The sequence below is a fragment of the Acidipropionibacterium thoenii DSM 20276 genome (assembly GCF_000423445.1).
Classification (GTDB): domain Bacteria; phylum Actinomycetota; class Actinomycetes; order Propionibacteriales; family Propionibacteriaceae; genus Acidipropionibacterium; species Acidipropionibacterium thoenii.
The window spans coordinates 1-23,142 of sequence record NZ_AUHZ01000008.1; the positions used below are offsets into that span (position 1 = coordinate 1).

The following is a 23,142-nucleotide window of genomic DNA, read 5'->3' on the forward strand; positions in this document are numbered from 1 at the left end:
GCCTCAACGAAGGGCTCCTCTGGAAAGAGGAGCGATTTAGCGGCCTCGCAGAGAGGCCTCTGACAAGGTTCGCCACCGGTCTCCCGCGAGACATCATCCTACTCACTCCGCTCGATCGTCCGGAGTAGACGCCAGAACCGGTGACAGGACTGCGTTGACAAGGGGAAACGGCATCGCGAGCGGTCCCCGTGGTTTCGCGTGGCGTCGGACCGCTCGCCGACCCGTTCAGATGATCATCGTTCCGTTACCGACGATGTAGCGAGAGTGCCCCAGCCATGCCACCGCCCGGTCGTCCGCAGTCTTCGACAGACCAAGGTCGCTCACCAGCACCGAGTCCTCGTCCCGATTCATGATCTCTTCGAGCTCGCGCTGCAAGGTGAGCACATGGCTGGGCGAACAGTCGACCATGAACACGCTGTACTGGACTCGAAGTCCGAATCGCTTGAGTGTCACTGCGATGTGACTGCGGCGCTTGTCATCCGGGACGTCGTAGGCGATGAGAAACCGATGACTGTCCTGCCTCACCGGATCGTCATCCCCTTGTACTCATCTCTGGTGCCGTCGACGACGCCGAGGAGTATCCGGGCCTGGACCTCGATCGATCGCCGCCAGGAAACCGTGTAGCCGAACGTCGGATGAGATATTTCGGTTGTGACTCTTCGCTCATACGCGGAGACGAGCGCCGTCCTCCCTTGCGCGGTCAGCCGGGAGTCTCCAAGGGTATGGGAGAACATGACCGACTTGAGAACGCCGGTGTTGATGCAAGTGACCACCACGGAGTCCGCGATCGGAGCGCGGAACTCCTCCATCAGGTCGAGGGCGAGTGCGGGCTTGTTTCTGCTCGAAGAGTGGAGGAAGCCCGCATGGGGATCCAGGCCGCACGCCACGAGCGCCCTAATGCAGTCCGAGAGGAGCAGGCTGTAGGTGAAATTGAGTGCCGCATTCAGAGGGTCCGTGGCGCCGCGTCCATGCCGACCTGGCCACATGGCCAAGAACTCCTGCCCCTCGTCACTCTTGAACATGGAGGGGAACGCCGAGAAGTAGATCTGTGCAGCCCTGCCCTCCAGCGCGAAGAGCTCCGGCAGAGAGACCGTTGACGTTGCAGCTCGGGCGAGGTCGCGCATATCAGCGACCTGGTCAACTTGATTCCCGTTGCGGCGGATGAGCGTCGCCTGGTTTCCAATCTTCGCTCGGATCATCTGCTGAGCCACTGGAAGACATCCCAGTTCAGACATCACATGCTGGTGCACTCGGGCCTGGCCATTGGGCGAGTCGGCGCTCGAGGCCCAGCCGACGACCCGTCCGCGGCTGCTGCACCAGACCACCGTCAAGCGGCGCCACAGCATTTCTCGGATCAGTGCACTCGACAGGTCGCCATTGCCGTGGACAACAATCCCGCAGACCTTCTCCAGGGGCAGACTGGCCAGTTCCTCGCCAGACCTCGACACCTTGACGCGACCCTGCCGGAGCGCTGCACGAGCTCCGGGGACCGTGATGTGCAGGATGGACCCGTCTGGATCTGACACTGAGATGCTCCGAGCAGGCTGTCCATCTGCGAAGCGATTCTCGTCCGGAAGGCACACGGTCGCGTGCGAGCAGCCGACGCACCTCGGGTCATCCAGCAATGGTTCTGGAGCGCGGTCAGCCTGGATCAGCTGCCTGGTGCGATCGACCCACGCGCGACACTCACTGCGGGAAGCGTCGTCAAGGTCGACGGGGATCTGTTTGTGGTGGTTCGTGAAGTACACGCCAGTCTCGGAGACTTCGTATCCCATCTCTTCGAGACACATTGCCTGAGCGATCACCTGAATCCGCTGTGGCTCGGTGATCTCTGCGCGTCTCCTGACAGGTGTCGACTTGTACTCGATCACGTCGAGGCGGCCCTCGTCGTCGCACTGAACAACATCGCAACGGCCGGTCAGACCGAGTTTATCGCTGTGTATGAGCATCGCCCGTTCCGTGCCGGGGCGAGACTCCGACGCATCGTCAACGCGTTTGTGGGCCATCGTCCCGGCGGATATTGCGAAACTGTCGACCTCCTCTCCCTGTGCCTCCAACCATGCCCTGCGTTGGCAGAACACGGTGTGCGAGATCAGACTAATCGGAATTATCTCCTGGGTATCCATGGGGAAAGTATTCCAGTGGATGAAACTCTCCGCCGAGAATCATGCGTTCTGGCGCGCTGGAACTCCCCCCCTTACGGACTCGGAACTGACAGGCCCCGGCGATCCCCCTGTGGGACAGCTGATTCGCGGCGGCCTGCCGCCGCTCGTCATCCGCAGAGGTCAGTTCATTGACGGAACTCTCCGCCATGAGGGCTCGCCATGCCGTGAACGACAGCATGTGATCGGCAATCGGGATCAGGGCGTTCTTCGTGTGGAGCGCCCGGAGCGGGGAGGCTCCCGCAGTGGCGCTGACCCTGCTGACAGCGGGTACCACTGTGAATCCACCGATCCCCCAGAGACCGCACCAGGCGAGTGCATCGTCCGCTGGTCCCGGAGGCGTCAGACCGGTCGACGTTCTGGAGTCGGGTTGTCCTTTTCCGGCGGTGTCAGTCACCGTCTTGCCGGTCAGGCCGTCCTGTATCGATGTCGTCGATCGGTTGGCGACGACCTCCGCGAGTGGAGCGAGGCGGTTTCCGACGAACTCCTCGCCTCGATTCCGCGTCTTCATCTCCCAACGAGATGCTGCACGGTCCGGCTGGCTCTCCTTGTTTGCGATGACCCAGTATCCAGGCTCACCGAGGTTGGTGATCATCAAGAGGTCCAGCTCGGTCAGTTCCGAAGTCAGAGCCTTCTCGCGCTGGTCCTCCAGCGCACTCCATCCGGAAGACGTCTCGGGAGGCTTGATCCGTGGGCTGAACAGTCCCGTCTTGCCATTCGGGACCTTGGCCTGAACCCACGAGTCACCCTGCGCGTGGCGGGAGGCATGCGCTTGGACGATCACGGACGCCTCATCGCCTTCCCAGGTGAGTATGGGCTGGGCGCTCGCCTCGTCCGTCCAGCCAAGTCTCACCCGTTGACAATCGGCCTCCTCGAGGATTCCTGCGAGACCGACGAGAGCGAAATGAGTGAGAGCACTGTTGAGGCCCCCGGCGAGCATGATGTTCATGATCCCTCCTTGGAGACGTGGCAATCCGCAGCGCGCAGAACGGCTTCGAGGTAACAGCATGTCCAGGCGCCGAGACGCCGGCTGGTCCGACTCATGAGTGAGCACCACTCCCCGCTGACGAACAGCTCCCTGGCCCTGTCCTTGAGTTCTCGATCGTCGTTCTCTCCGGTGAGTGATTCCGCGTTGAGTTGCGGGAGCACGCGGCCATGACCATGGCTGGTGCCGATCAACCGTGCGACAAGCTCAGGGTCGGAGGCGGCTTCGATCGCTGGCCAGGCGACGGCTACCGAACGCAACTCATGACGCCAGCCCTGAGGCAGTCCCCCGGCCCATTTGCGACGAGAGGTCCACTGCGCACTGCGTGCCGGGCTCTTCGCCAGCAGCGTGCCATCGGGTGCATTGAGCCGATGCTTCTGGAACCTTGGGTCTGCCTTTCCGTCGTCGTGGTGAAGTCCGGCCTGATACAGAAGCCGGCTGATCGCAGAATCCAAGTCAATCCGGGCGGCGAGGGACTCGGCACACCGTGCCACCCCGTCCTGATGCGCATCAAGGGTGACCAGGTGCTCCGATGATGTCCATTCCTGTCGGATGGAGTCGTCGTCGGACACGACAGCCTGCGGTTTCACCACGATCCATGGCAGATCGGAGTTCTCGCCCAGATCGGGTCCCCGGGTGATGACGCCGGTTTCCCCCGCTTGAGTGAACGCGTCCTGGGCTTCTTCGTCTCCCAGGCCGCATAGTTCTGTCAACCAGCGCTCTCCCGGCGTGCCATCGATGATGACGCGTGTTCCCTCCGCTCCATTGGCGGTCGCGACGGGCTCTGGCTTGGTGGCGTCGAGCACGACGACGCCTTTGCGTGTCACCGCATGACCGGTATCGATGATGACGACATCGCCATTGCGAATGTCTACGGAGTCGTCGTCGGAGCGAGAGAGTGCGCTCACCTCGTCCTCACGATAGAGAAAGGCTCTGGAATGTGGTTCATCGCCGACCAAGATGCGGTCCGCGAGAGCCCGGAGCACACCCACGCTGACGGGGAAGACCTCATCGTCGACCGGTCGTGTGGCGCCGAGCAGGGGAATCGCAACGGCGTCATCGACCGGGAGTGCCGCACGCATGACAAGCCCGGCCTGGAGGCGATCGGGTCGCAGGGAGTCCCGAATCCAGAGTTCGAGTTCCTCCTCGGCCAGTGGCGTGTCGGACGTTGCCTCCCAGCGCATGACGTCGCCGACGTGAGGCAGCTTGACGATCGCTCGTTCCGGCGACTTCGGAGCAGGAGGACAGGACATGATGTGCCATGGACTGGCGTCGTTCGGATCTGAGAGATCCCTCAACCAGGACCGGCCGGCTTGGAGATCTGCTGCCAAGTAGGGCAACTGATCCTTGATGTCATGTTCGCGTGGCCCCACAACCGTGATGGGGCCGGCTTCTCGTGATCCCTTTCTGTTCACTCGCCCGAAGCGCTGCGCGAGGCTGTCGGCAGGGGCGAGTTCGGTGAGCAGTCCTGAGAAGTCGACATCAATGCCAACCTCGACCGTCTGTGTCGCGACCAGGTATGGAGATGTCGGTTTCCCGACGTCTGCCCGGAGTCCGAACAGTTCTGGGTGTTCGCTCTTGATCGCGGTGAGATCCATGGGACGCATCGGTCCCACCCAGCACGGACAGTTGTCTCCAAGCGAGTCCGCCAGTTTCAGGGCGGTGTCCACATTGTTGACGATGCATCCGATCGTGCCGCCGTCGGTGCTCTCGCGGAGACTCCGGGCTTCCTGAGTGAGCTGGGCAACGTACTTGCTCGTTGCGCGCTTGCCATTCCAGTCGGGGGATTCAATGAGCCGAACGGGCTTTGGTCGCGTCATCCTTGGGTGCAGGCCGGGGTCGTTGAGATCCTCATCGGAGATCCCGATTGCGGTGCCACCGTCATCGACCCTCGCCGTGGCGGACGACTCGACCACCTGTAGCCCGGGCACCCCGATCGCAGAGGCGCTCGTGTCGGTGAAGGAGGCCACCCAACGTGCCGTGCCGAGGAGCTGCCTGGACAGGTGTGCCTCGTCAATGACGACGACCGAATCCACTCCCAGAAGACCCGCATCACGGGGTCGGGCACCCTTGCTGGTTCCGTAGCCGTGCATGAGAAGTCGGCTTCCCCACATGTCAGGGGTGGCGCTGATTACCGCGCAGGCGCTGGGATCGTCGATCCAACGTCTGTCTGTGGCGATCCCGCCACGCAGGTTGGCGAGGACCATGGGCCGTGAGTCATCCCCGAAGGTCAATCCGCGAAGGGCGTCGGCCATCTCCGTGGCCAGAGGATCGGACGATGACTCGAGCCAGTCCAGAACTCGCGCGGCCCTGTCCGCCTGAGAGTCCACCAGGGCCCGTCGATCGACCACGACGCACAGGCGTCGCGGCAGTCGAGGTCCAGCGTGGACGGCAGCCAGGGCGGTCAGGAAGACGTGGGCCTCAACGACGGCGCTCTTCCCGGAACCGGTCGGGGCGGTGATTGCAGCAGGCCACCTACCTTCGGAATGGACAGTGCTGACCAAGCGCATCTGCCAGGGGAACGGCCGGTGGCCATCGTTGACCCCGGCGAAGAATCGCGGGAAATCGCTGATGGTGAGTGTCATGACTCCTCCGGTGAATCAACGGGCACGAGGAGACCTCCACCGAGATGGCGGGACTGGCCGATGGCGATGAGGGTTCGATCCCCGACGAGTGCGCCAAGATCGAGGGTTGCGCTGTACGGCTGTACGACGCCGATCGACTTGGGGGCTTTGTGGACGTAGCGAGTGATTCGTGAGTCGGCGATCCGATGGGTGGCCAGCACGGAGGCGCCACCTCGTGACACGTCGGAGACGGCCTCGATCATCGCCCAGTAGTTTCTTGTCGGAGGACACTCCAGGTGATCGCGGAAGACATGCGCCAGTGACAGCAGGGCAGCTTGCTCGAAACCCCAGTGGCCGAGTTCCGGATGATCGGGTTGGCGTCTGGTCTCGGGGATCAGCCCTCCAATGCTCCGCCACGCACGGTGCCATCCCGGGTGCACTTCGGGCCAGAAGTCGTGGAGTCCGATCAGGTGGGCGTCGCGAAGCTCCACACTCTGTCGGGATCCGTCCGCACCGCGCTTCCACACCCGCTTGTTAGGCGCGTTGAGAGCCGATGTGATCTCGAGCTGGTCCTCTGGCGCCAGGTCCGCAGGCAGGAGGACTGCGAGGGCTCCACTGGAGAACTCGGTCTCGGGATTGCCCGCCAATGGCAGCCTCGGTAGGCAACTTGCAGGAATGTACTGGATCGCGACCCTGTTCGCGGGGCGCTCGACACCTTTCGCATAGCTCCCGGTGACGCTTGCCGGAGCGGAGTCGCCCATCCTCGCAACGAGCATCCGATGGGCTGCGACACACCAGTCGACAACCTCATGAGGCTTGAGCGCTTCAGAGACAGCCATCACGAGAGCCGTTGTCCACGGATCAGAGGACGGCGCCGAGGGCGCAAGCCTCTCGTATTGGAGCGCCTGCAGTGCAGAGTTCGGGATCCTTGAGCCCGCCGGGTGCTCGGTCAGCTTCGGCCTGTCCTGAGTCCTTGTCGGGAGTTTCGCGGGATGCTCCGCCTCCCATGCCGTCTCCAGCTCCTCCAGTCTTCCTGGCCCCGGAGTTCGCACTGCAACACCGCGGGGGTGCAGCTCGCTTGGTTCGGAGACGATCTCGTGGGTCGCGTCAATATGCTCGAGTGTCAGCACGACGGGGCTGTCGGACTCTCCAAGGCAGGAGACGTCGGAACACAGCCGACCGACCGTCTCCACAACGTGCGTAGGAGCGTCTTCCCACAACCATCCGACCGCCCCGGACAGTGCGGTCGAGGTGCTGATGGTCCGACTGGACTTCCTGATACGACCGGTCTTGCTCTTGGGCGGCTTCTCCGCGGTGCCATCATCGCGATAGCTGGTAATCGGAGCCCGTCCGAATGCGGGAACGTGGTCGGGGATCATGATCCGGGTCGGTGGATGATGCTCGAGCCAGCTCAATGCTGCAACAGACTCTGATGAGAGCCGCAGCTGCCCTTTGCGGAACTCCGCCTCCGTTCCGTTTCCGGCAGCATTGATGAGCGCCGAGTACAGCCGCGCAGTGTCGGGAATGCGAGACGGCGAGCCATCCTCTGCATGGCCTTGGAACACCCCGAGAGGGAAATGAGCTCTGACGGTGAGTGCGGGCATGGGTCAGTCCTCGTCCGCGTCGGTCTCGATGCCTCCGAGGATGATGGGGTTGCCTGTCACCTCAAAGACCTGACCATCCCAGTGGATTCCGGCCTTGGATGCGGCAGCGTCGATCGCCTCACCGAGCAGAGGTCCAGTGACCTCACGGGTGAGTGGGAGAATTTCACGCTGAGTCCCACGACGTCCGTCCAGGGCGACGCGGGAACCGCTGGCCTCGCGCAGATCACAGTTCGCACGCAGAGTGAGTTCCTCATCGGCCAGTGCGATGCCGTGCAGCGCCAGTGCCGCGAGCAGGGAACGGCAGGCGACGTTGGCCTCATTGTCGGAACCGAAGCGGATCTGTCGCAGCGCCGAGAAGCTCAGGACGTGAGATCGGATGATCGTGCTGCACGAGACGAGGCCGAGGGCGTCGAGGCTCGGTGGGATCGAGCCGAGCCCCAGAACTGATGCCGACGTCTTCCCCGACTTGGCGGCCTTGGCCTTCTTCTTGATGCCCTCGACGGTCTTCGAGGACATCTCGTCCTCCTGCGTCTTCAACAGCGTCAACATGTCCTTCTCGCTGAGCTGGACACTCGGAGCGAGATCGTCCTTGCGTGCCGCTCCGCGCGGCGCCGGCTTGCGGCCGCTCTCAGTCTGGTCAGCGAGGACGCCGATGATCTCCCCGGTCGCACAGGAGCGGTACCTGGCCTGGTGGGCCCTGCGCGTCGAGTCCCAGGAGCCGAGCACGAGGCTGACGGGGCTGAGCTCCAGTAGGGCGGTCGCGTTGGCAGTAGTGGCGTTACGGGCGTCGACGTAGATCGGATACTCGGTGACCGGCTTTCCCTCGTGGGTGCCGAAACGAATATGTCCGTCCGTGAAGCGGTGCGGCAGCTGGTAGTCGAACGACGTGTACTCCGGATGGCCCTCGTAGTGGACGCGGATACTCGGCATCCGGGAGAGGGCGGGGTCACCCTCCTGAATGGCGAGAGCGATCGCCTCCTCGATGCGGTTGAGCTGACTGGCCTTGCTGTCGACAATGACAGCACTCTTCGCCTCATCGTCGATGTACCTCGTCTCATAGGCGTAGGTCCCCTGGTTCCCAGTGACGTATCGCGCGGGCGCGATGCCGGCATGCGATCCTGCGGCGGGGACGAGATCAGTGACGGAGGAGAGCACGGTGGCACCACCGGCGCGGCATGCCGAGTCGACGTCAGCGAAAGTAAGTGGATCCATGATTGAGCCTTTCATCGTTGGAGGCGCTGCGGGTCGGTTGGGCCCGTAGGGTTCAGTGTGTCGGAGGGGTCCGACAGTTTTGGGTGGCGCCGGTGAGATTGGGCGCCGGAGAGTGTCAGCGAGTGGACGGGAGCTGTGTTGCTCAGTGGTGCTAGATCGATGCGGATGAGCATCTGCGGACGAATCGATCAACACGTTTCGCCTGCGCGCCCGCATCTTTCGGTGTTCCTGCGATGCTCATCTGGTGTCGTGCATGCGCTGGGCCCGCACCGGGGCAGTAGATGCGTACTCCGTGACCTTGTTCTCGAGCTGTCCAGCCTCGGCTCATCGCCGAAAGGACCGCTTCAGCGACTTGCGGTTTGAGTCGCTTGCGGATCGCGCGTCGATCGAGTTCTTGACCGGATCCCATGCCTGCTCCCAGGTCTCATGTGTGCCGACTGCAGCGTCGCATGGCGCGACCCTAACATGATGTCGTTCCGATGACAAGTGCTAGACACATAAGGCCCACGTACGATGAATGATCGAAGGGCGACCGCAGCCGCATGTTCATGTGAAGTACAGCGAAGACAGATAAGGCCCACGCCTCAACGAAGGGCTGCACCGTGGGACACGGTATCCCCCTGTGGGGCAGGGCGGAGGTCCCGGCTAGATCGAGGCGAACGTGCTGGCATTGTCTGCGATCCAGCGATTCGCCTGCTCGACCTCGGCCAGGCTGGGGGAACACACCTCGTCGTAGCCGGCCTTGCCCGTGGTCTTCAGCCAGTCGTTGACGTCGGCCCACACCCATATGGGCCCGGTTGTCGACCAGTCGAACTCGATGGGGAAGGCCTGGCTCCCTGACGTCTGCTTCGTCCACTTCGTGACCGCCGGTCGCGAGACGCCGGTTCGAGCTGCGATCTCTGAGCTGGAGACCAGGTCGAGGCGAAGTCGAGACGCCGTGACGCCCAACGACTGAAGGTTGCCCAAGGCTGTCCGTACGGCGTCGGTGCAGCTCTCGCTGGTCTCGTCGACGTGGGTGAACTGGAGGCGGCCAGTCTTGGACCAGTCGATACCCTCGGCGGCCAGGCGATCGATGGTGGCGTCGTCGATGGGGTCGATGATGAACGTGAGCTCGTATGTTCGCATGGCCTGCTCCTGATTCATTGGATTCCGCAGTCCGCAAGTCTCATCCAGTTAACAGCAGTTAACCATGAATGTCAACGGTGCACCGCATGACCTCGGGAAGCCGTCGATAGACTGCGGCCAGCTATGTCTCACACGGATGCTCGCGGTTGCCGCGGGGACCACACCACCCAGCCGGCGCCTGATCCGCAGCTCCGCCACGCTGCCTGGCAGGCGGCCCTGCCCACCATCGCGTTCCTGCTCTTCGTCTCGCTGCTGCGGTCGCCGATCACCGCCGTCCCGCCCCTGCTGGGACGGATGGCCGGCGACCTCGGCATGAGTTCCAGCGCGATGGGCGCCCTCACCTCCGTGCCGGTGCTGTGCTTCGGCGCCCTGACGCCGATCGCCTCCCTGGTCCTGCGACGTCTGGACCTCAACTCCTCGGTGCTCTGGGCCCTGGTGATCATCATGGCCGGATCCGTGCTGCGCTCGGCCGGCTCGGTGTGGGCGGCCTTCGCTGGCACCGCGGTCATCGCAGCAGGCATGACGCTGGGCAATCTCATCGCCCCGATGGTCATCGCGCGCAGTTTCCGCAGCCGCACGGCTCTGATGACAAGCTCGTACTCCGCCTCGATCAACATCGCGGTCACCCTGTCCACCGCCCTCGCCGCGCCGCTGGCGCTGCTCATCGGATGGCAGGGGTCCACCGCCGCCTGGGCTCTGGTCCCCGGGGTGATCGCCGGATTCGTGTGGTGGAAGGTCTTCCCACCCCAGCGTCGCCGCGATCGGGACGCCGTCCCTCCCGGCACCGTCTCCTCACCCGGCACCAAGGCACGCCACGGCAGGGACGCCCGGAGCAAGCCGTCCGTCTCGATCGCCGCCTGGCCACTCGCCTGGATCATGGCCGCCGCCTTCGCGGCCCACAACCTCGCCTACTACTCCACCGTCACCTGGCTTCCCACCGCCCTGCGCGAGGTCGCCAGGCTGGGAGAGTCGGGAGCCGGGCTGGCCTCCAGCGTCTTCCAGATCACCGCCGTCGCCGGACCGCTGATGGTGCCGCTGGCCCTGAACCGGATGGGTTGGTCCATGCGGCGCGTCATGATCATCGTGTGCGCGTGCTGGCTGGCGCTGCCCTTCGGGATGATGACGCTCCCCTCCCTGTGGCTGGTCTGGTGCATCCTCGGCGGGATCGCCTAGGGCGCCTTCTTCAGCGCCCTGTTCACGATCGTCATCCAGCGCAGCCGCACCCCCGACGAAAGCCGACGTCTCACCGCCCTCATCCAGACCACCGGATACATCGTCGCCTCCCTGGGGCCGATCCTGGTGGGACGCGTGCACGACCAGTTCGGCGGATGGACGCTGCCCTTCGCCGTCATCGGCGCAGCCACCGTCATCCTCACGGTGTGCGCGATGATCGCTGTCGGCGACACCTCACGGCCCGCCGTCTCCCCTGACGATCGCCCCACCGAGGTGTGACCGTCGTCTCCTTGATGGGCGCCTCCGGCTGGGTACCGTGGCTGAAACTCAGGCCGGAGGTCACCATGTATGACAGCCATCGTGAGACAGTCCCCATCAGCGGCGCGACGTTCGCGGCCCCGCCGGCGCCCGAACCCCTCGCACCCGACCCTGTGGTGCCGGATCCGGTAGTGCCCGATCCCGTGGAACCACCGTCGCCTTTCCCTGCTCCCGGTCCGATCGATCCGCCCTCCCCGCCCGGTCCGCAGCCGCCCACCGAGCCGCCGGGTCGTCCCGAACCGGTGCGTCCTCCCACGCCGGCACCGCCGGGCCCGGTTCATCCGGCGCCCTGGCCGCCCGAACCTCTCCCGGCGCCGCCCTCCCCGCCGGGTCCGCCATCCCCGCCGGGCACTCCATTCCCGCCCGCCCCTCCGATCCCGATGTGACGGCGCGCCAAGGTCCCGCACCGGCTCGGTAGCGGTCCCGCCACGGGCCCGCACCGGCCCCCACCGGGTGGTGCTGGGAGCGGCAAATAGTGTGGGGCCATGAGCTCTCGTTCCACCCCACGCCCCTGCATCCCTGCCGCCACCGAGGACTGGGAGCGCGCCATCCCCGGACTGCTCACCCGTGACGTCCGACTTCTCGTGCCGCTGGACCACTCCAACCCGGCCGATCCGCGCACGATCGAGGTCTACGCCCGGGTGGTGGCCACCCCCGACGGCACCCGGCGTCCCCTCCTGCTCTTCCTCCAGGGCGGCCCCGGCTGCGAGTCTCCGCGCCCGACCCTGTCGGACCCCGGGTTCCCGGGCTGGCTGTCCCGCGCCCTCGAGGACTACCAGCTGGTCCTGCTCGACCAGCGCGGCACCGGGCTGTCCTCCCCGGTCTCCGAGCCGGTGGGTTCGGCCGCCGACCAGGCCGAGTACCTCACCCACCTTCGTGCCGACGAGATCGTCGAGGACTGCGAGGACCTGCGTCGTCACCTCGGCGTCGAGCGCTGGGCGGTGCTGGGCCAGTCCTTCGGCGGGTTCACCCTGCTGCGCTACCTGTCGGTGCATGCCGAGTCGCTGAGCGCCGGCTACTTCACCGGTGGGCTGTCGGCGGTCGGACGCCATGCCGACGAGGTCTACGCCGCCACCTACGCGACGATGGCCACCAAGTCCGAGCAGTACTACCGGCGGTTCCCCGGCGACCGCGACCGGATCCGCGAGCTCCTCGAGCTGGCGGCCGACGGCGGCGTGAGCACCCCGAACGGCGACCTCGTCTCGCCCTCCCGGGTCCGCTCTCTCGGCCATCTGCTCGGGGCCTCCGGCGGCGCCGAGAAGCTGCACTACCTGTTGGAGCGCGAGCCCAGCTCCCGCGCCTTCCGCTACGACCTCGCCGAGATGCTGCCCTTCGGCGGCCGCAACGCCCTCTACGCGGTAATCCACGAGTCCTCCTACGCCGACGGGTGCACCACCGCCTGGTCGGCGGCACGGACTCTGCCTGAGTCCTTCGAGAAGGATCCGACCCTGCTCACCGGCGAGCACCTGCTGCCCGGTTGGTTCGACGAGGACTCCTCTCTGAGGCCGTGGAAGGAGACCGCCGAGATCGTCGCCAATCACCCCTGGCCCACCCTCTACGACGCCGACGCCCTGGCCGCCTCCCAGGTGCCCTGCGCGGCCGCCGTCTACTTCAACGACGCCTACGTGCCCCTTCAGTTCTCGATGGAGACCGCCGCGCTCATCCCGCGAATGCACCCCTGGGTGACCAGCCAGTACGAGCACAACGGGTCCAACGCCTCCGGAGGTGGGGTCCTCGACCGGCTCATCAGGTTGGCACGGGGGGAGCTCGCGAGATGACCCGCCGGACCGGCGGCTACCGGAGGGGGCGGCCATGATCAGTAGTCAGCAGGAGCTGGAGGACGCCCTGGCGGCCGGTTCCCAGGTGCTGGAGGTGGACTCGCCCGCTGCCGCCGAGCTGCAGCTGCCACGCGGTGCCGGATCGATGTTCAACAGCATCACGGTCCATCTGCGCGGCAGCTCGCGGATGGCGATCAGCGACGCGATGGTGATGGCCCACGACGAGTCGACGGTGATCAGCGGTCCCGACGGGGTGGTGACCGCCGACGGTTCGGCGACCGTGCTGGGTTCGGGGGTGGTCAACGCCTCCGGCCGGGCCCATGTGGTGGCCGGCGGGTCGGCATCGGTGACGGCCTGGGGGCATGCCCAGCTGGAGTTGTCGGGGGCGGCCGCCGCGCGGGTCAGTGGCGAGGTGAGCGTGCTGGCAGGTGAGGACTCCCGGGTGTGGGCCGGCGGGCTGGCCCAGGTGCAGCTGGGCGACGAGGCGATGTGCCTGGTCACCGGGATGGCCCCCGACGGAGGCGTCGGCATCGTCACCCCCGACGCCGTCACCCCGGGACGGGAGGGGCAGGTCCACCGCGCCGACGGGAGCCTGTCCACCCTCAAGGACCCGACCACCTGGTGCCAGATGTTCCACGTCGCGATCGACGGCGGGATCGCCACCGTCTACAAGGCGGTCGACACCTTCTGGACCACCGCCTGGGCGGTCCGCCAGAAGATCTTCTACACCCCGGGAACCTGCCCGACGGCCCCGACTGGGAGGACGCCGACACCGGCGGGGGACTGCACTTCTCACCCACCGCGTTCCAGGCCCGTCAGGTGGTGCGCTCCTGCACCCATGTGGTGTCCTGCGGGGTGCGGGTCGACGAGCTGCGACCCCTCACCGACGACGTCTGCAAGGCGCCCAGGGTGGTGAGGGCCTGCCAGAAGGTCGACGACTGAGGGTGCCGGGCGGGTCGGGCTGGGAGAATGGCCGCATGGAGCCACTGCCCGCACGCGACGCGATCACCCCCGAGGTGCTGGCCCGCTGGGCCCACCGGGGCCAGCGCAGGGACACCCCGGCCGGCCCCGGCGCCTACATCGACCATCCCCGCCGGGTGGTCGAACTGCTGCTGGCCGGCGGGGTCGCCGACCCCGAGGTGCTGGCCGCGGGATGGCTCCACGACACCGTCGAGGACCAGCCCGAGAGGCTGGTCCGGGCCGGAGCGGCTCTGGATCATGGATCTGATGGCGGTGCTGCGGGGTCCGGGGACGGGATTGGAGTTGGGGATGGGGAGCCGGTGGATGACGCGGTCGTGCGGGACCGGGCCCTGGCCGTTCTCGCCGATCTCTTCGGGCCAACGGTCGGCCGGATCGTGGCCGAGGTGACCAACCCGCTGCCGTCGGCGTCGGCGCAGGGTAGTCCCGACGTGCTCTATCTGGAGCATCTTCGCCAGATGTGCGCCCACGGCTCCCCGGCGGCGGTCTCGGTGAAGATCTGCGACCATCTCGACAACACCCGCGATCTCGACCCGGTCCCCGCAGACCCGCGGGACCCGGCCCGGCTGGCCCGGCTGCGGCGCAAGTACGCGGCCGCCCGCCCGATCCTCCGGTCGGCGTCGAGCCTGCTGGCCCCGCGCTGGCAGGCTTCGGCACTGTCCCGCGACCTCACCCAGGGGCGGTGACTCCTCAGATTTCCAGCAGCGCCCGGTTCAGCACCTGCGCGGCCAGATCCATCGGTATCCGTTCCTGCTCCAGACGCAGCCCGCGCCGTTCCAGGTCCAGGAAGACCTCCCGCTCCTCATCGGTGAGCCCGGACACCCCGTGCGCCTGGCCCGGTTCGGGCACCGCCAGTTCCTCGAATCGACTCACCAGGGCCCGGGTCATCAGCACCGATCTCGTCTGCGGCATCCGGGCGCGGCAGCGCGACAGGATGGCGAAACCATGGGTGTCCAGATCTCCCCAGTAGAGGATCGGCGAGTCGCGGATCCAGTGAACCCGGTCGAGCTGGACGACGGCGTACCCGCGGCCGTGCACCGCGATCACCCCCGGAACAGGCGGCAGAGCGGCGAGAGTCGTGAGATTCTCCACGATGAGGACCACTCGTGGAGACACCACGAGCCTGTCCAGCTCGTCGACCCCGGTAGTCAGATCGTGGAGAGTCGTCCCCGAGACCGAGACATCGAGCACCCTGATGCGGAATCGTTGGGGTTCGCTGGCCAGTCCGATCCCCTCCTGACCCGTGATCGCCAGGATCAATCGCTCGACCAGACCGCGGTGCTTCTCCAACCATTTGGTGTCGATTCCGTGGACGGCCACCTGGCGCGGGAGGAGGCCGGAGTCCGGGTGGTCGATGAGCCAGTCGGCCATCGCCATCAGCCGTTCGACATCGGCGTCGTCGAGGCCGGCGATGTCATCGACCAGGTGGGGCAGCGAGTCGGCGAGACTGCTCGACTCGGGCCAGCGCGAGGTGACGATCCCGGCCAGCTGGCGGCACCGCGCCCAGGCCGACTGCTGTCCGGCGAGGCCGGCGATCCCCTCGGCCGAGGTGACGCGCACCCTCAGCGGCAGTCGCTGAGAGCCCCAACTCGGCCAGCTGCGCACCGCCCACTCCAGGGCCGCACCCTCCGGTGGGTGCCACTGATGCCACGACCGTCGCCACGCCGCCAGGGCATCCGGGTCTGCCAGCGCCTCCTGCTCGGTGGGCAACCCCAGCGGGAAGGAGACGTCGACGTCGGGATCGCTGATCCAGACGCGATGGTTGCGACGGTACTTGGTCGCCGCCCAGCGTCGCAGCTCTGGCAGGGTCCTCACAGCAGCGGAGCCTGCACGTCGTCGCGCTCCTCGCCTGCGACCTCGTCCCCGTCGGACTGCGCCCCCGGGTCCTGGAACTGGCTGACCATGATCCGCGACGGGCGGCCCGGTTCATTCTGGAACAGGATGATCCCGCCGACGTAGTCCTCCAGGGTCTGCAGCATCTTCATCGGGGTGGCCAGGAGCAGCTGGAAACCGAAGTCGCGGAACACCTCGAGTCCGGCCCGGGTGAACTCCGGGTCGGTCTTGTCGAAGGCCTCGTCGAGCGCCACCACCCCGTAGCCGGGCAGCGTCGCCCCATCACGGGCCAGCTGGTAGCGCAGGGCGGCGGCCAGGCAGAAGGTCACGAACTTCTGCCGCTCCCCGCCGGAGCGACCACCGGCGTCCTCGTAGAAGTCCACCGGGCGGGACTCGGCGTCGAGCACCTCGGCGCGGAACTCCACATGGATGCGGGTGTCGAGGCACAGCTCCCGCCACCGGCGGTCCACCAGCTCCTGGGAGCGCAGCCGGGCCATCAGCCGCTGGATGCGCAGGAACCGCTCCTCCGCACCCTGGCGGGCCTGCGGGTCGTCCCCCGCCTCCATCACGTCGGAGACGCTGTCGGTGGTGATCTGCTGGAGTTCGCGCAGGAAGTCGCGCACCTCCGGAAGGCTGCGGTCGCAGACCCGCACCTGCAGATGGCGGCCCCGCGCGTACTCGGTGCGCATCAGCGACTCGTTGATGGGGTCGATCCGGTTGCGGACCTCCCGCCGCGAGATGCGGATCCTGTTCGCCAGGGCGGTGATGTTGTTGCGCGACTGGCTCTGCAGCAGGTCGAAGAAGCGCGCCTCGAACTCCGGCAGCCGGTCGGCGCGCAGCTGCTCCAGCTGGCGCAGGTACTCCGGCAGGTAGTCGACGCCGTCCTGAAGGTCGGCGGCGCGCTGGGGCCAGGTCTCCTTGAACCGTCTCATCCGGTTCTCCGCGAGTTTGATCTGGCGGTCCCGGTCGGACTGTGTGGTGCGCTGGTCCTCGCTGATCTGAGTGGTCGTGGAGCGGTGGAGGGTCTCGAGATCCTCGAGATCGAGCCGGTCGTCGCGGTCGCTGCGGGGCTGGCGGGGACTACTGATCCTGGCCTCCAGAGCCTCTCGGACCTTCTCGGGGACGTCCTCCGCCCGTCTCAGCGCGGCCGTCCAGCGATCCCGTCTGGTGGTCAGGGAGGTCATCTCGTCGTGGCGCACGCGTGCGTCCACCTGCAACTGCTGGGTCTCCGACCTGGCTGCGCTCTCGGCCTCCTGGAGGCCCGGAAGCTCGCTCTCCGCGAGGGCGAGCTCCTGATTACCGGCCCTCAGCTGCCTCAACTGGGTCTCGACCGAGTCGATGTCGGCCCGGGCGCGGTCGACATCGAGGTCCTCGGGACGCGTCCGGATCAGTTCGGTGAGATTCGTGCGCAAGGAGTGCCTGTGCCTGATCCGCTCGTCGAGCGCGTCGGCAGCCTCGATCGCCGTCTCCAGCACTGCCCGTGCCTGGTCCAGGGCTCGCGCCAGGGCATCGTGCTTGGCGGCGGTGGAGGAGCCCAGCAGCCATCGGGTGCGGTCGGAGACCTTCCAGCGGTCGTCCTTCTCGTGGCGGGTGCGGGAGTGCTTGACCTGTCCGGCGCGGGTGAGGCCGCGATCCAGGCGGTTGAGCTCGGAGACGTCGTCGACGCACCGGTAGTCGTACCGGCGGGCGAGGGTCTCAGTGAGCCAGCCGGCGAACGGCGAGGAGGCCAGCACGGTCACCTTGCCCGGCAGCGTCCCCGGTCGGGTCGGGCTCGCGCCGCTGCTGGTGCTCGCTGGAGTGGAGGGAGCCGGGGAGCCGGGACGGACGCGCTCCCAGACCAGCCGCGTCCCCCAGCTGCGGCGGTCCACGGCGGCCGCGACCCGCGAGGAGATCTCATCGGGGACCAGCAGGGTGCGGGCCAGGGGACGCAGCACCCGTTCGATGGCACCCTGCCACTGCGTCTGGTCGGGGAGGACGTCGATGAGCTCGCCGGCGAACGGCAACTCGTCGGTGGTCACTCCCAGCTCGTCGGCCAGCGCGGTCCGGGCCAGCAGCAGGGCCGCCTCCATGTTGGAGTGCTGCGACTCGAGGGCGCGCAGATCGGTGCTCAGCGTGTCGACGGCGTCCTTGGCCTTGACCCGGTGCTCCAGGACCGAGTAGTTCGCATCCCGCTCCCGGCTGTCCTCCTCGTCGAGACCGCGCAGCCGGGCGGTGAGATCGTCCTGCCAGCCTGTCCACCCGGCGGGGGAGTCGGGCAGGGTCAGATCGCACTGCGCCGCCCGGTTCTCGGCGTCGGCCAGGGCGTGTCGGCAGCGCTCCAGAATGTCCTGGTAGCTGCTGCGCTGGCGCTCGAGATCGGGAATGCGGTGGCCGCCCAGACCGGCGATCCGTGCCTGGCACTGCTCTCTGGCGGCGGTGGCGTCGCGTTCCCGGCGTTCGGCGGCGGTGATCTCGGCGCTCAGCGACTTCAGGATGGTCTGGCATGCAGCGATGAGCGTGTCGGCGATCTCCGCGCGGTGCCGGGTGAAGAAGGTCTCGGCATGGTGCTGCTCGGCCTCGAGCAGGTCCAGAGCCTCGACCGCCCGGTGATAGGCGGTGGAGATGGCCTCCAGGGGTTCGAGGGCGGCGACCTGTTCGCGGGCGTCGACCACCGCGCGGTGGGCTCCCGAGAGCTCCTCGAACTGTTCGACGGCCGCGTCGGCGAGACCGAAGGTGTCGGGTTCGTCGAGCATGAAGTCGCGCAGGAGGGTGTTGAGACTGCCCAGGTTCTTGGCGGACTGGGTCTTGTGGAGGAGCCGCTGGGCCCGGTCGGATGCCAGGCCGAGCTTGCGCTGGAGTCTGCTGGCGAAGCCGTTGTACTGCCTGTTCGTCCACCATCCCGGGTGGGCCGCCTTGATGCCGCGCGAGTCGATGCCGTTCTCCACCAGCGGTCTCAGGGACTGAAGATCGACTCTCTGATCGGCGTCGACGTACAGATTGCTGACATCTGCGGGGCTGGAGGCCTGCTGGGTGGCGTGCATCAGCCTCAGCAGGGAGACGGTGCGCCCGTCGGCGTCGTCGAAGGTCAGCGCGATCCCGCTCCAGGTGGCGCCGGTCCGCAGATAGGTGGTGGTGACCTGACCGGTCGACTCGTCGACGTCGCGCCGGTGCGCACCGCGCACATAGCTGAGGATGTCTCGCGAGCGGTCTCCCTGGCCGCTCTGCTGGGCGGCCGCGTTGAAGGCCAGCCACCGGGGCTGCACCATGATGGCCGCGATGGCGTCCAGCAGGGAGGACTTGCCCGAACCCGAGGCGCCGGTGATGAGAACTCCCTTGCGCGGCACGGTGATGTCCCGGTAGCCCTCGAAGGTGCCCCAGTTCACCAGCTGGATGCGGGTCAGCCGGAACTGGCCGGGGTGCTCGGGCCCCCTCACCGCTCGACCCCCTCGTCCTCGTCATCCCCGTCTGTGTCATCCCCGTCTGTGTCATCCCCGGGGCGACCGGTGACGCCGGACGTAGCGGCGGGGGATGCGGGGTTGGCGAGACGGTCGATGGCCTGTCGCACGGTGGAGACCTCGTTGGCGTCGAAGATCAGCGCCAGTACCGGGGAGATCTCGAAACGCTCCTCCTCCGCCGTCGACAGCAGGACCGAGTTGGACTTGAACCGCTCCACGGCGGTACTGACCCGCCGGTCGAACATCGCCTCGTCGGTGAAGGTGGCGGGCCGGTACACCGACATCGCGTCGTCGATCTCCGCCCGGTCGATGAAGGCCCGGGAGTCCTGGGTCTCCGCGCGCAGCAGGGTGTCGCGCAGCAGCAGCACCAGGCAGGTGTCCAGCAGACTCAGAGGGGTGGAGCGGGTCACCTTCGGCAGATCGTCGGAATGGCGGGCATCGGCATTGCGGATGAAGGCGACACCACGGTCGGTGTCGACGGTCAGGCACAGGAAGAGATCGGACAGCCGCGAGGCCAGGATCTCCTGGTCGCGGATCACGACCGGCCACAGCTTCGGGTGCCGCTCACGATGGACGTAGGGGCCGCGCAGCAGCTGGAGCAGAGCACGGCGGGTCGGCTCCGCGAGCACCCCGGTGTCGCCCGGGAACAGGCTGGATGGCCGGGAGCCGACGTCGGCAGACCCGCCGGCGGCGGGTCCCGCGGGGACCAGGGGCGACTCAGAAGGCAGGGACATGGCTGCTCCACTCCGTGGGGACCATCGAGATGATGTACCGGGGGACGGTCATCGCACGTACCGCCTCCGACGACGTCTGCCAGCTCAGCGCCTCGGTCTGCCGACTCCGGGTGCAGCCGCCCGGGCCGCGGCGCAGACCCTCCGCCAGCACGAGCAGACCCACCACACTGGCCAGGCCCTGGTGGCAGGGGAACCGCTCCAGGACATCGGCCAGCGAGAACACGCTCAGCTGTCGGGCGGTGGCCGCCATCGCACAACGCAGCTCGTCGAAGTCGATCTCGGAGGCTCGGACCTGCTCGCGCAGGGCCGCCAGATCCAGCTCCCCCGGGGGGACCTCGGTGACCGGGGCGACCGTGCGGCTGTCATCGGGGTTGTTGAGCTTCCAGGCTGCGATCGTCGAGATGGCCAGGGAGGTCGCCGGGAGGTGGTAGCCGGTAGAGGTGGTGGGACGGTGCGTGGCGGTGAGGGAGGTCAGGTGAGCCCGGGCGGTGGCCACCATGGCCGCCAGTCGGCGGTACTCGCGGTACTCGTGGGTCTCCACGAACCGGTGCAGGCTGCGCGACAGGCCGGTCATGACGCGGCGGATCTCCTCGGCGTCGTCCTGGAGAACGCCCAGAAGACGACGGAGGAACTCGCGGTCGCGGACCGACAGGTCGCGGGCCCACGGGCGGTCGAGGATCTCGTCGACCGACTCGTCGAGGGCCGCGGAGGCCTCGGCATGGTTGAGCAGGTCGTGGAAGGCGGTGAAGGTGCGGCCGGCGTCCGAGCGCTCGATGAGGTCGACGCCGGCGAAGACCTCGTCGAGGACGTCGCCCCGAGTCCCGGTGCTCGAGATGATCTGCTGGCGCAGGTCGTGGTTGAGGAGCTCCAGGTCGGCGGAGACCTTCGTGAAGTCGGCCGGGATCTGGCCGGCGAGGCGCACGATCTCGGCCAGCCTCTCCCGTGCGGTGTCGTCGTCCAGGACGGTGAACTGGCCGTCCTCGGCGCGCGCGATCTCGGCGTCGATCGCGTCCCGCTGGGCCTTCAGGTCCGCGATCCGATCCTCCCGGGAGGGATTGGCCGCGCGCGCCAGGCGCTCCAGCAGAGTGGTGACGGTGGCCAGCCGCGAGGACGTCACGGTGGACTGGGGATTCTCCAGACGCCGCAGGAAGTCCAGGGCGTCCAGTGCGGAGGAGGAGAGCCGAACGGTCTCCAGCCGTGCCTGTCCGGACTGGCGGACCAGCAGACCCTGGCCGATCCAACCGGTGAGATAGGCCTGGGCGGTCTGGGGTGCGTCGACCCCCATGTCGCGCAGCTGGTCGAGGGCGTCGTCGGCCCGTTCGAGGAACTCGGCGACGTCCATGGTCACCGGCGGGTTGTCCAGGATCGTGCCGAGGACGGCCGCTGTGACAGGGAGGAGATCGGCGCGCAGCAGGGTCATCGCCGGGCTGTCGGCGACCAGACGGCGCAGCCCCTGGGTCGCGGCAGCCACCGATCCCGTCATGGGGTCACGCTCCTTCGCCGGGGGCACGGACTGGTTCCCGACAGGGCGCCGGTCGGGAACCTGCGTCATGGGGTGTCGGTCTGCACACCACAATAGGGGACCGCTCCGACACTTCGAGGAGCCGGTTCTCAGGCGTACGGTGCCGGCCGACGGCGTCGGGTAGGGGCGCCGGTGAGCGCCTTGTGGTCGATCAACCAGTCGAGGCTGACGTCGGCGTCCCCCAGTTCGGCCACCAGGATCCGCGCGCAGGCCAGGGCGTCGGCGTCCGCCTGGTGGTGGGCGAAGGACTCGGAGGGGAAGTAGTGCCGGAACACCTGGTCGAGCTTCATGGTGCCGCGCGGCCACCCCAGCACGCCCTGGGCGATCCGGTAGGTGCACAGCCTGGGGAAGTCCAGGGTGGGAGTGCCCAGCTCGGCGGCCAGTGCATTCCAGACGCTGAAGTCGAAGGCCATGTTGTGGGCGACCACCGGCCCGTCGCCGCACATCTCCAGGTAGTCGCCGACCACCTCCTGCCAGCCCGGGGCGTCTGCGACCTCGTCGGGATGGATGCCGTGGATGGAGACATTGATCGGGTGGAAGTAGTCCCGGCCGGGCGGAGGGCGCAGCAGGTCGGCGCGGGAGTCGAGGATGGTGCCGTCCTCGTCCATCGTCACCGCCGCGATCGAGCAGGCCGACGCCCGCGACGGGTTGGCTGTCTCGAAATCGATGGCGGTGAAGGTGGTCATGGCCTCCCAGTCTGCCCCCGATCCCCGGGAACCTGCGCATCAGGGCCGCTCTGATCGCCCGGGTCTGGAATGAGACGATCGGGACATGGATGATCTGGCCCAGGTGCTCCGGGAGTCCGAGCGGGCGGTGTTCTTCGGCGGCGCCGGGGTGTCCACCGAGTCGGGGATACCGGACTTCCGCTCTGCCTGCGGGCTGTACACCACCTCCCACGACCTGCCCTTCCCGCCCGAGTACATGCTCAGCCACGACTGCTTCGTCGAGCATCCGGCGATGTTCATGGACTTCTACCGGACCTATCTCGTCCATCCGGCGGCGCGGCCCAACAGGGCCCACCGGGCGCTGGCGGAGCTGGAGAGGCGGGGGAGTCTGGCGGCCGTGGTGACGCAGAACATCGACGGTCTGCACCAGGCGGCGGGGTCCCAACGAGTCATCGAGCTGCACGGCTCGGTGCACCGCAACCACTGCCTGGAATGCGGTCGCCACTACGGGTTGGACGCGATTCTCGGGTCTGCCGGGGTGCCGCGCTGCCAGGCCTGCGGCGGGATGATCCGTCCCGATGTGGTGCTGTACGGGGAGACCCTCGACGAGACGGTGATCCACGACGCGCTGCAGGCCGTCTCGGAGGCCGACGTGCTGGTGGTCGGCGGCACCTCGCTCAACGTCTACCCGGCGGCCGGGATGCTGCAGTACTTCCAGGGCCGGGAGATGGTGCTGATCAATCTGGAGGCCACTCCCTATGACGATCAGGCGGATCTGGTGATCCACCGCAGGCTCGGCGAGGCCCTCGGGGAGGCGGTCGGGATCGAGTAGTCACGTGTTGGCCGTGGGATGTGAACGGCTGTTCGGGCAGGAGCGTCGGGAGCCTTCCGGGGGTGGCCGGGGACCGGCCCGGCAGGCGGTGATGAGAAGTTGTCAGACCCCATCAGTAATGTGTCTGCTGTCAACGATGACGCGACCTCGAGGAGACAACTGATGAAACGGCACGGACTGCGCGATCGGGCGCTGGGTTCCTCGCCGCTGTCATCCGCGGCGC

Annotated in this window: 18 protein-coding genes; 6 read left to right on the forward strand and 12 right to left on the reverse strand. The window is 67.2% G+C overall.

Annotated features, from left to right (window positions below):
• Positions 1-225: 225 nt before the first annotated feature.
• The 7 genes from cas2 to G554_RS16600 all read right to left on the reverse strand — a co-directional run bounded on the left by cas2 (position 226) and on the right by G554_RS16600 (position 9,652).
• Positions 226-525, reverse strand: a complete 300-nt coding sequence (gene cas2 / locus G554_RS0103080) for a CRISPR-associated endonuclease Cas2 (RefSeq protein WP_027586759.1) — start codon at positions 523-525, stop codon at positions 226-228.
• Positions 522-2,126 carry a CRISPR-associated endonuclease Cas4/Cas1 gene (locus G554_RS0103085; protein ID WP_027586760.1) on the reverse strand — a complete coding sequence of 535 codons (1,605 nt, stop codon included), beginning with the start codon at positions 2,124-2,126 and terminating at the stop codon, positions 522-524. The genes cas2 and G554_RS0103085 overlap by 4 nt, the downstream gene beginning before the upstream one ends.
• A complete protein-coding gene (locus G554_RS14350) occupies positions 2,098-3,111 on the reverse strand; it encodes a hypothetical protein (protein WP_051232312.1) in 1,014 nt (337 codons plus the stop codon). The genes G554_RS0103085 and G554_RS14350 overlap by 29 nt, the downstream gene beginning before the upstream one ends.
• The gene (gene cas3g, locus G554_RS0103095) at positions 3,108-5,732 is read right to left on the reverse strand and encodes a type I-G CRISPR-associated helicase/endonuclease Cas3g (protein ID WP_027586761.1); all 2,625 of its coding nucleotides are present in this window, start codon (positions 5,730-5,732) and stop codon (positions 3,108-3,110) included. Before cas3g ends, G554_RS14350 begins: the two co-directional genes overlap by 4 nt.
• Positions 5,729-7,315: a type I-G CRISPR-associated protein Csb2 gene (gene csb2 / locus G554_RS0103100; RefSeq protein WP_084648272.1), complete on the reverse strand. Its 1,587-nt coding sequence runs from the start codon at positions 7,313-7,315 to the stop codon at positions 5,729-5,731. The genes cas3g and csb2 overlap by 4 nt, the downstream gene beginning before the upstream one ends.
• A gap of 3 nt (positions 7,316-7,318) precedes the next feature.
• On the reverse strand, positions 7,319-8,527 hold the full coding sequence (gene cas7g / locus G554_RS0103105) for a type I-G CRISPR-associated RAMP protein Csb1/Cas7g (protein WP_027586763.1): 1,209 nt from the start codon (positions 8,525-8,527) through the stop codon (positions 7,319-7,321).
• Positions 8,528-9,172: 645 nt separating this feature from the next.
• Positions 9,173-9,652, reverse strand: a complete 480-nt coding sequence (locus G554_RS16600; RefSeq protein WP_154654154.1) for a hypothetical protein — start codon at positions 9,650-9,652, stop codon at positions 9,173-9,175.
• A gap of 123 nt (positions 9,653-9,775) precedes the next feature.
• On the opposite strand from G554_RS16600, the gene G554_RS14360 reads away from it, so the two are divergent.
• The 5 genes from G554_RS14360 to G554_RS16605 all read left to right on the forward strand — a co-directional run bounded on the left by G554_RS14360 (position 9,776) and on the right by G554_RS16605 (position 14,585).
• On the forward strand, positions 9,776-10,825 hold the full coding sequence (locus G554_RS14360; protein ID WP_051232316.1) for an MFS transporter: 1,050 nt from the start codon (positions 9,776-9,778) through the stop codon (positions 10,823-10,825).
• A gap of 135 nt (positions 10,826-10,960) precedes the next feature.
• Positions 10,961-11,104, forward strand: a complete 144-nt coding sequence (locus tag G554_RS17530; protein ID WP_154654155.1) for a hypothetical protein — start codon at positions 10,961-10,963, stop codon at positions 11,102-11,104.
• Between the two features lie 524 nt (positions 11,105-11,628).
• The gene (locus G554_RS0103120) at positions 11,629-12,921 is read left to right on the forward strand and encodes an alpha/beta fold hydrolase (protein ID WP_051232319.1); all 1,293 of its coding nucleotides are present in this window, start codon (positions 11,629-11,631) and stop codon (positions 12,919-12,921) included.
• A gap of 34 nt (positions 12,922-12,955) precedes the next feature.
• Positions 12,956-13,837: a hypothetical protein gene (locus tag G554_RS0103125; RefSeq protein WP_027586765.1), complete on the forward strand. Its 882-nt coding sequence runs from the start codon at positions 12,956-12,958 to the stop codon at positions 13,835-13,837.
• A gap of 61 nt (positions 13,838-13,898) precedes the next feature.
• Positions 13,899-14,585: a bifunctional (p)ppGpp synthetase/guanosine-3',5'-bis(diphosphate) 3'-pyrophosphohydrolase gene (locus G554_RS16605; RefSeq protein ID WP_027586766.1), complete on the forward strand. Its 687-nt coding sequence runs from the start codon at positions 13,899-13,901 to the stop codon at positions 14,583-14,585.
• 4 nt (positions 14,586-14,589) lie between these two features.
• Here G554_RS16605 and G554_RS14370 read toward each other — a convergent pair whose 3' ends face one another.
• The 5 genes from G554_RS14370 to G554_RS14385 form a co-directional block, all read right to left on the reverse strand.
• Complete coding sequence (locus G554_RS14370; RefSeq protein WP_051232321.1) at positions 14,590-15,714, reverse strand: Wadjet anti-phage system protein JetD domain-containing protein; 1,125 nt, start codon at positions 15,712-15,714, stop codon at positions 14,590-14,592.
• Positions 15,711-19,145, reverse strand: coding sequence for an ATP-binding protein (locus tag G554_RS14375; RefSeq protein WP_051232324.1), 3,435 nt, complete (start codon positions 19,143-19,145; stop codon positions 15,711-15,713). The genes G554_RS14370 and G554_RS14375 overlap by 4 nt, the downstream gene beginning before the upstream one ends.
• Complete coding sequence (locus G554_RS14380; protein WP_051232326.1) at positions 19,142-19,900, reverse strand: DUF4194 domain-containing protein; 759 nt, start codon at positions 19,898-19,900, stop codon at positions 19,142-19,144. Before G554_RS14380 ends, G554_RS14375 begins: the two co-directional genes overlap by 4 nt.
• The gene (locus G554_RS0103150; protein WP_027586767.1) at positions 19,884-21,383 is read right to left on the reverse strand and encodes a DUF3375 domain-containing protein; all 1,500 of its coding nucleotides are present in this window, start codon (positions 21,381-21,383) and stop codon (positions 19,884-19,886) included. The genes G554_RS14380 and G554_RS0103150 overlap by 17 nt, the downstream gene beginning before the upstream one ends.
• Before the next feature lie 128 nt (positions 21,384-21,511).
• Entirely contained in the window at positions 21,512-22,108 is a 597-nt protein-coding gene (locus G554_RS14385) for an exonuclease domain-containing protein (RefSeq protein ID WP_051232328.1), read from the reverse strand.
• A gap of 85 nt (positions 22,109-22,193) precedes the next feature.
• Between G554_RS14385 and G554_RS0103160 the strand changes: the two genes are divergently transcribed.
• Positions 22,194-22,919: an NAD-dependent protein deacylase gene (locus G554_RS0103160; protein WP_027586768.1), complete on the forward strand. Its 726-nt coding sequence runs from the start codon at positions 22,194-22,196 to the stop codon at positions 22,917-22,919.
• The last annotated feature ends 223 nt before the right edge of the window (positions 22,920-23,142 follow it).